Here is a 6,781-nt window from a genome sequence, read left to right on the forward strand (position 1 = left end):
GCCCTCCCGTTCCGCGGAGTGAGCGATCTGAACCCCTCCGGAAGGAACCAGCCGATGCGTGCTCGCCTCGCCCGTCCTCGTCGTATCGTCCGGGGTCGCCTTGCCGCCCCCGTCGCAGCCGCAGCAGCGGTCGCGCTCGTGGGCGGAATGGTCATCGCCGCTCCCGATGCGCCCACCGTCCGTGACGACATCCAGACCGTCGCCGTGGCTGCCCCATCGTTCAACGCTGGCGCGGAGTTCTCCTTCGACGCCGGGACGCTGGTCCAGGCCACCCAGTCGGCCGGGTTCGTCATTGAGGACGTCACCGGACTTCCGGAAGGGCTGGAGTATGACGGCAACGGCCGCATCTCGGGCGCGGTGACCACTCCGGGCGTGTACACCATTCAGGTGACCGGTCGGGGCATGGGCGGACTAGTCACGATTCCCGTCACCCTGACGATCAACAACGCCAATGGTTCCGCGCCGGCCGGCGCCTCGGGCGAGGGGACGGCCGCAGTCGAGGGCAGCCTGGGCGGCGAGGCGCAGGCCGGTGGCCAGATCACCACGGGCTCCGACGGCACGGACGCGATCCTCGGCGCCGTGGCGGGCATCGTCTCCTCCCTCGGCGGCGACGCCGGTTCCGTTGCCGAGCTCGCCGCAGGCTCGACGGGTGAGGGCGGAGTCACCCCCGAGAACCCGGACGCCCCGGATGCGCCGACCGGCCCGCTCGGCAGCGCGGCCAACGGTGGGCTCGGCCTCGGCAGCCTGTCGAACGGCGCACCGGAGACCCCGGACGTGCCGGACACCGACGCCCCCGGCACCGAGACCCCGGTCAACGGCTCGCTCGGCACCCCGGGCTCCACCGCCACCGGGGAGGCGACCGGCGATGCCACCGGCGGCCTGGACACCCAGAGCCTGGGCCCGCTGGCCCCGCTCGGTTCCCTGATCGACTCGGGCGCCCAGACCGGCTCGACCACCGACGGCGACACCGAGACGACCGGCTCGACGATCCCCGGTTCCACCACCACCGGCGGAACCCAGACCGGCGCCGAGATCGTCACCGGTGGGGACCTGACCGGCGGCGGCGAGATCACCGTCCCGGGTTCGTCCTTCCCCGCGGACACCGGTTCCCTCGGGGCGCTGGCCCCCGGGCTGGCGCTGACGGGCGCCGCCCTCCTCGGCATCGCCGGCCTCAGCCTCGCGCTGGGCGGCGGCTCCTCGATCCCGGGCTCCACCGCGATCCTGCCTGCCCTGCCGGGTTCGACCACCACGGGCGGCACCACCACCGGCGGATCGAGCGACACCGGCAACGGTGGCTCCTCCGGGTCGGTCGCCCCGACCGTGGCCGCTGGTGCGCCGACTGTCGCCGCCGGCGCCCCGAACAGGGTCCAGGCCCCCGGGCCGACGGTCGCCAACGGTCGCGGCTGATCTACAGGCTCCCGGCGGCCGGGTAGGTCGCCGGTGACCACCTCCACCCCGGGGTCGTCTCACTTCGTGAGATGGCCCCGGGGTGTGGTGCATTCCTGGGTTACCGTGGGGCGGTCGTGATCTCGCGGCGGTAACCACCGAAAGGCGTGTATGCATATCTCCCGTCCTGTCGTCGCCTCCTCCCTCGCACTCGCCGCCATGGCCGCGGTCGGGGTCGCGTCCGGCCAGGCGGAGGCGCCCGACCACGCGCCCCTGGTCGTCGAGGCCACCGACGTGGCACCCGCGGCCCTGCCGTCCCTGACGCTGCGCGTCGGCGAGTACATGGAGCGGCGGGTCAGCGACTACGTCACTCCGCCCCCCGGCGCCTCGATCCAGTTCCGAGGCCTGCCGCCCGGGCTGTCCTACGATCCGGCCACCACCGCGATCAGGGGCACCCCCACCGTCGCGGGCGTGTACGAGCCCGTGGCGACCGCCTTCATCTTCGGCGTCCCGGTACGCACCGAGACGACCACGGTCACCGTCACCGGCGGTGCGGGCGGGACCACCGGCGGTACCGGTGGCGGCGGCGCCCCGGCACCGCGTCCCGCGCAGGCCCCGGCCCCGGCTCCGGCACCCGTGGCCGCGCCGGTGGCCCCTCCGGCGCCCGGCACGATCACCATCGCCGACATCGACACGCTGCCGGTGCCCGAGCAGGTCAAGGACGCCCTCCGCGGTGCCGCCCTGGCCCTCAACAACGGGATCCAGTCCGCCTGGAACGCCGTGCCCGAGGGCTCACTCGGCAAGTAGTCCACCCGGCACTCACTACATTCGGCACTCAGTACATCCGGCACGAAGTCCGCACGTACATCGACGGCGGCCGGTCCCCGAGGTGGGGGACCGGCCGCCGTCGTCTGTACCGCGCCGGGCGCGCGGGGGCTCGTCGCCGGGCCTCAGCGGACCGCCGGGGTGAACGCGCACCGCCGGGTCAGAGCGAGGCGATCACGAACCCGGCGCTGACCAGCACGCTCCACGCGAGCATCGCCATCCCGGCCATCGTCAGCGCGGGGATGAGTCCGGCACCGATCGCCCGTGCGCGCACCGGCGCGTTGGCCTTCCACGCCACCGGCAACGCCAGCAGCCCCAGCAGCGCCCAGGGCGTCGCCGGGATCAGGGCGAGCGTCGCCAGCAGCGGGACCAGCAGTTCCAGCACCGCGTGCAGGCCGCGGGTCCGCGAATTGCCCAGGCGCACGGCCAGCGTGATCTTGCCGGACTCGGCGTCCGAGGGGATGTCCCGCAGGTTGTTGGTGAGGTTCACCGCGCACGAGAAGCTCCCCACCGCCACGGCCGCGACCACCGCGTACCAGGTGACCGACCCGAGCTGCGTGAACTGCGTACCGATCACGGCGACCAGACCGAAGAACACGAACACCGCGACCTCGCCGAACCCGCGGTACCCGTACGGGGTCCTGCCGCCCGTGTAGAACCAGGCCGCCAGGATGCAGGCCACCCCGACCAGGATCAGCCACGGTGCCGACGTCGCACTGAGCACCAGCCCGGCGAGCCCGCCCAGCCCGAGGAACCCGAACGCGGCGCGCTTGACCGTCGCCGGCCGTGCCAGTCCCGAGCCCACCAGTCGCAGCGGGCCCACGCGGTCGTCGTCGGTGCCGCGGATGCCGTCCGAGTAGTCGTTGGCGTAGTTGACCCCCACGATGAACGACCACGCCACCACGAGCGCCAGGAGCGCCTGCCACCACACGAACCCGCCCGCGAGCGCCGCGGCCGCCGAGCCGACGAGCACCGGGGCGAACGCGTTGGGCCAGGTGCGGGGGCGGGCGCCCTCGAGCCAGTGGGAGAGCGTGGCGCCTCCGGGCTCGGTGAGGGTGGCGTCGGTGGCGGGAGTGGTCTCGCGGTGGGTGACGGGATCGGTCTCGCGGCTCATGCCCCGATTGTCCCATCGATGACGCCCGCCGCGACGCCGCGTCGGTCCACCTTGCCGCCCGGCAGCGTCGGCAACGCGTCCAGCACGGCGACGACCGCCGGCGCCGAATGCGCTCCCAGCGACGCGGCCACGTGGGCGCGCAGGTCGTCCGGGGACGCGGGGGAGCGGAGTGTGACCGCCGCGACGGGCCTGGTCCCGAGCCGGTCGTCCGGGATCCCGACGACGACGACGTCGACCACCGCAGGATGCGTGCGGAGGGCATCCTCCACGGTCTGCGGGAGGAGCGTCAGCCCACCCACGCTCAACGCCTCGTCGAGCCTGCCGAGGATCCGGAGCCCGCCCCCGGGGGCGAGCGTCCCGGCATCGTCGGTGCGGAACCATCCCTCCCGGGCGAACGCGGGGTGACCCGGTGCGTTCCTGTACCCCGACGCGAGCTGCGGGCCGGCCAGCCAGACGCGGCCCTCGTCGTCGTCGACCTCCACCGTCACTCCTGGTAGCGGGTCGCCGTCGTACACACATCCGCCCGCGGTCTCGCTCATGCCGTAGGTCCGGACCACCCGGATCCCGGCGTCGGCGGCGCGGGCGAGCAGCTCCGGTGCGGCCGCAGCCCCGCCGAGCAGGACCGCGTCGAGCTCGGCCAGTGCGGCGACGGCGTCGGGCGGGCCGTCGTCGAGGACCTTGGCCAGCTGACCCGGGACGAGCGAGGTGTACGCGCGGTCCGCCACCGAGCTGACGCCCCCGGCCGCGGACTCTCCCGTCCCGGCGCGGGTGCCGCTACCCGCGCGGCACGCGGCCACGGCGTCGGGCAGGGACGAGGGGTCGAACCCGCGGGTCACGTCCATCACGACCGGCTCGTGCCCGGCGCGCAGCGACCGCAGGATCACCTGCAGCCCGGCGATGTGGTGCGCGGGCAGCGCGAGCAGCCAGCGACCGGGCCCGCCGAGCACGGTGTCGGTCGATTCGGCGGAGGCGGCGAGCGCGGCGGCCGAGAGCATCGCCCCCTTGGGCGTGCCGGTCGACCCGGACGTGCTCACCACCAGCGCGGTCCGGTCGTCGATCGGGTCACCGGGGCGTTGGCTGTCGACGAGGATCCGGGTGCGCGCCGGGTCGTCGGCCGGCACCGGCAGCAGCGCCGGTCCGTGGTCGTCGAGCATCTGCGCCAGCGCGGGGAACACCTCGGCGACCGCCGCGCCGCCGGGGACGGGCAGGGTGCGCAGTTCGCGGGTGGCGTCCATGGCCGGCAAGCCCCCGACCGTCAGTAGTAGTACGGGTAGTCGTCCCAGTTGGGCTCGCGCTTCTCGAGGAACGCGTCGCGGCCCTCCACCGCCTCGTCGGTCATGTACGCCAGCCGCGTGGCCTCACCGGCGAACACCTGCTGGCCCATGAGTCCGTCGTCGGTGAGGTTGAACGCGAACTTGAGCATCCGCTGCGCGGTGGGCGACTTGCCGTTGATCTGCCGCGCCCACTCGATGGCGGTGTTCTCCAACTCGGCGTGGTCCACCACCCGGTTGACGGCACCCATGTGGAACATCTCCTCGGCCGTGTACGCCTGGCCGAGGAAGAAGATCTCGCGCGCGAACTTCTGGCCCACCTGCTTGGCCAGGTAGGCGCTGCCGTAGCCGGCGTCGAAGGAGCCCACGTCGGCGTCGGTCTGCTTGAACCGGGCGTGCTCGCGGGAGGCCAGGGTCAGGTCGCTCACCACGTGCAGCGAGTGCCCACCGCCGGCCGCCCACCCGTTGACCAGGCAGATCACGACCTTCGGCATGGTGCGGATGAGCCGCTGAACCTCGAGGATGTGCAGCCGCCCGCCCTCGGCCTTGACGCGCGCCTCGTCGACTTTGTCGGCCGTGGCGCCGGCGACGTCCGAGTCGTGCTCGGTCGAGTACTGGTATCCGGACCGGCCACGGATCCGTTGGTCGCCACCCGAGCAGAACGCCCACCCGCCGTCGCGAGTGCTGGGCCCGTTGCCGGTGAACAGGATGGTGCCGACGTCGGGGGAGCGGCGCGCGTGGTCGAAGACGCGGTACAGCTCGTCCACGGTGTGCGGGCGGAACGCGTTGCGCACGTCGGGGCGGTCGAACGCGATCCGCACGATCCCGTTGACACGGCCCTCGCCCACGTGGCGGTGGTAGGTCAGGTCGGTCAGGTCCTCCCCGTTCCGGAAGCCCTCGACCTCCCGCCACTGCGACGGGTCGAACGGGTTTCCGGTGGCCTGGTCCTGCGGTGCGCTGCTCTCGGTCATGGGTTCGACATTAGCGTGGAGCCATGACATCCGTACCGGGCCCCGAGTCGATCGACGATCTGCTCGCCCGCGTGCACGTGGTGGCCCTGCCGATGAGGGTGCGGTTCCGCGGCGTCACCGAACGTGAGGTCGCGCTGATCGATGGCCCCGCCGGGTGGGGCGAGTTCGGCCCGTTCGGAGAGTACGACGATGCGGAGTCCGCCCACTGGCTGGCCTCCGCGCTGGAGATGGCGTGGCAGGGCCCGCCGCCGGCCCTGCGTTCCCGGGTCCCGGTCAACGCCACGGTCCCGGCGGTCGCGGCCGGGGAGGTCGCGGCGATCCTCGACCGCTTCCCGGGCTGTATGACGGTCAAGGTCAAGGTGGCCGAGTCCGGGCAGCAGCTCGTCGACGACGTCGCCCGCGTCGCCGCTGTCCTCCAGGCCCGCCCCGGCGCGCGCGTCCGGGTGGACGCCAACGGGGCGTGGTCGGTCGCCGAGGCCGCCCACGCGATCCGGGTGCTGGACCAGGCGGTGCGTGCGGACGACGTCGCGCGGGCCCCCGGCACCGGCCCGGTCTCACTGGACGGGCCGGGCCTGGAGTACGCCGAGCAGCCCTGCGCCACCGTCGAGGAACTGGTGCAACTGCGGGAGCGCCTGGCCGCCGACGGGGTGCACGTGGACGTCGCCGCCGACGAGTCCATCCGCCGCGCCTCCGACCCCCTGCGCGTCGTGCGGGCGGGTGGCGCCGACCGGGCGGTGGTCAAGGTCGCGCCGCTGGGCGGGCCTCGGCGCCTGCTCGCGGTGGCCGACGAGCTCGGGGTGCCGGTCACCGTGTCCAGCGCCCTCGACTCGGCGGTGGGCGTCGCCGCGGGGGTCGCCGCGGCAGCCGCGATGCCCGGTGGTGCCGGGCGTGGCCGTCCCGGACCCGACGACGACAACGCGATTCCCGCCGCAGGTCTGGGCACCGGCGGGTTCTTCGTCGAGGACGTGGTCGAACCGGGCACGTTCGCCCTCGAGGACGGCTGTCTCCCGGTCCGCCCGGTGGCGCCGGACCCGGCGAGACTGGAGGGCCTGCGTGTGAGCGGTGAGGTCCGCGACTGGTGGCTGGACCGGATCCGCCGCTGCTACGAACTTCTCTGAGCGGCCCCGCCGCAGCTGCCCCGCCGCTCCGCCGCAGCCGCCCCGCCGCTCCGCCGCAGCCGCCCCGCCGCAGCCGCGCCTGGCCATGGCGTCTCG

General features: G+C 74.0%; 6 protein-coding genes. 3 read left to right on the plus strand and 3 right to left on the minus strand.

Annotated features, from left to right (window positions below):
* Positions 1–54 precede the first annotated feature (54 nt).
* Together Q2K20_RS03640 and Q2K20_RS03645 are read left to right on the plus strand one after the other, a co-directional pair.
* On the plus strand, positions 55–1,407 hold the full coding sequence (locus Q2K20_RS03640; RefSeq protein ID WP_269502016.1) for a hypothetical protein: 1,353 nt from the start codon (positions 55–57) through the stop codon (positions 1,405–1,407).
* A 150-nt stretch (positions 1,408–1,557) separates the two neighbouring features.
* Entirely contained in the window at positions 1,558–2,193 is a 636-nt protein-coding gene (locus Q2K20_RS03645) for a hypothetical protein (protein WP_067716899.1), read from the plus strand.
* 178 nt (positions 2,194–2,371) lie between these two features.
* Here the strand turns inward: Q2K20_RS03645 and Q2K20_RS03650 are convergent, their stop codons facing one another.
* Genes Q2K20_RS03650 through Q2K20_RS03660 form a run of 3 tightly spaced genes read right to left on the minus strand, consistent with a single transcriptional unit; the run spans position 2,372 to position 5,567 of the window.
* Entirely contained in the window at positions 2,372–3,325 is a 954-nt protein-coding gene (locus Q2K20_RS03650; protein WP_317176688.1) for a 1,4-dihydroxy-2-naphthoate polyprenyltransferase, read from the minus strand.
* Entirely contained in the window at positions 3,322–4,560 is a 1,239-nt protein-coding gene (gene menE, locus Q2K20_RS03655; protein WP_269502010.1) for an o-succinylbenzoate--CoA ligase, read from the minus strand. The genes Q2K20_RS03650 and menE overlap by 4 nt, the downstream gene beginning before the upstream one ends.
* Positions 4,561–4,580: 20 nt before the next feature.
* On the minus strand, positions 4,581–5,567 hold the full coding sequence (locus Q2K20_RS03660; RefSeq protein ID WP_069390162.1) for a 1,4-dihydroxy-2-naphthoyl-CoA synthase: 987 nt from the start codon (positions 5,565–5,567) through the stop codon (positions 4,581–4,583).
* Between the two features lie 23 nt (positions 5,568–5,590).
* Between Q2K20_RS03660 and Q2K20_RS03665 the strand changes: the two genes are divergently transcribed.
* Positions 5,591–6,685: an o-succinylbenzoate synthase gene (locus Q2K20_RS03665; protein ID WP_119193413.1), complete on the plus strand. Its 1,095-nt coding sequence runs from the start codon at positions 5,591–5,593 to the stop codon at positions 6,683–6,685.
* Positions 6,686–6,781: the final 96 nt, after the last annotated feature.

Origin of the sequence: Dietzia sp. IN118, assembly GCF_032905965.1 — a bacterium.
GTDB lineage: Bacteria > Actinomycetota > Actinomycetes > Mycobacteriales > Mycobacteriaceae > Dietzia > Dietzia kunjamensis.

Coding starts and splice junctions, on each gene's coding strand:
- Q2K20_RS03665 (WP_119193413.1), top strand. CDS start 5,591: ATGACATCCGTACCGGGCCCCGAGTCGATCGACGATCTGCTCGCCCGC.
- Q2K20_RS03640 (WP_269502016.1), top strand. CDS start 55: ATGCGTGCTCGCCTCGCCCGTCCTCGTCGTATCGTCCGGGGTCGCCTT.
- Q2K20_RS03660 (WP_069390162.1), bottom strand. CDS start 5,567: ATGACCGAGAGCAGCGCACCGCAGGACCAGGCCACCGGAAACCCGTTC.
- menE (WP_269502010.1), bottom strand. CDS start 4,560: ATGGACGCCACCCGCGAACTGCGCACCCTGCCCGTCCCCGGCGGCGCG.
- Q2K20_RS03650 (WP_317176688.1), bottom strand. CDS start 3,325: ATGAGCCGCGAGACCGATCCCGTCACCCACCGCGAGACCACTCCCGCC.
- Q2K20_RS03645 (WP_067716899.1), top strand. CDS start 1,558: ATGCATATCTCCCGTCCTGTCGTCGCCTCCTCCCTCGCACTCGCCGCC.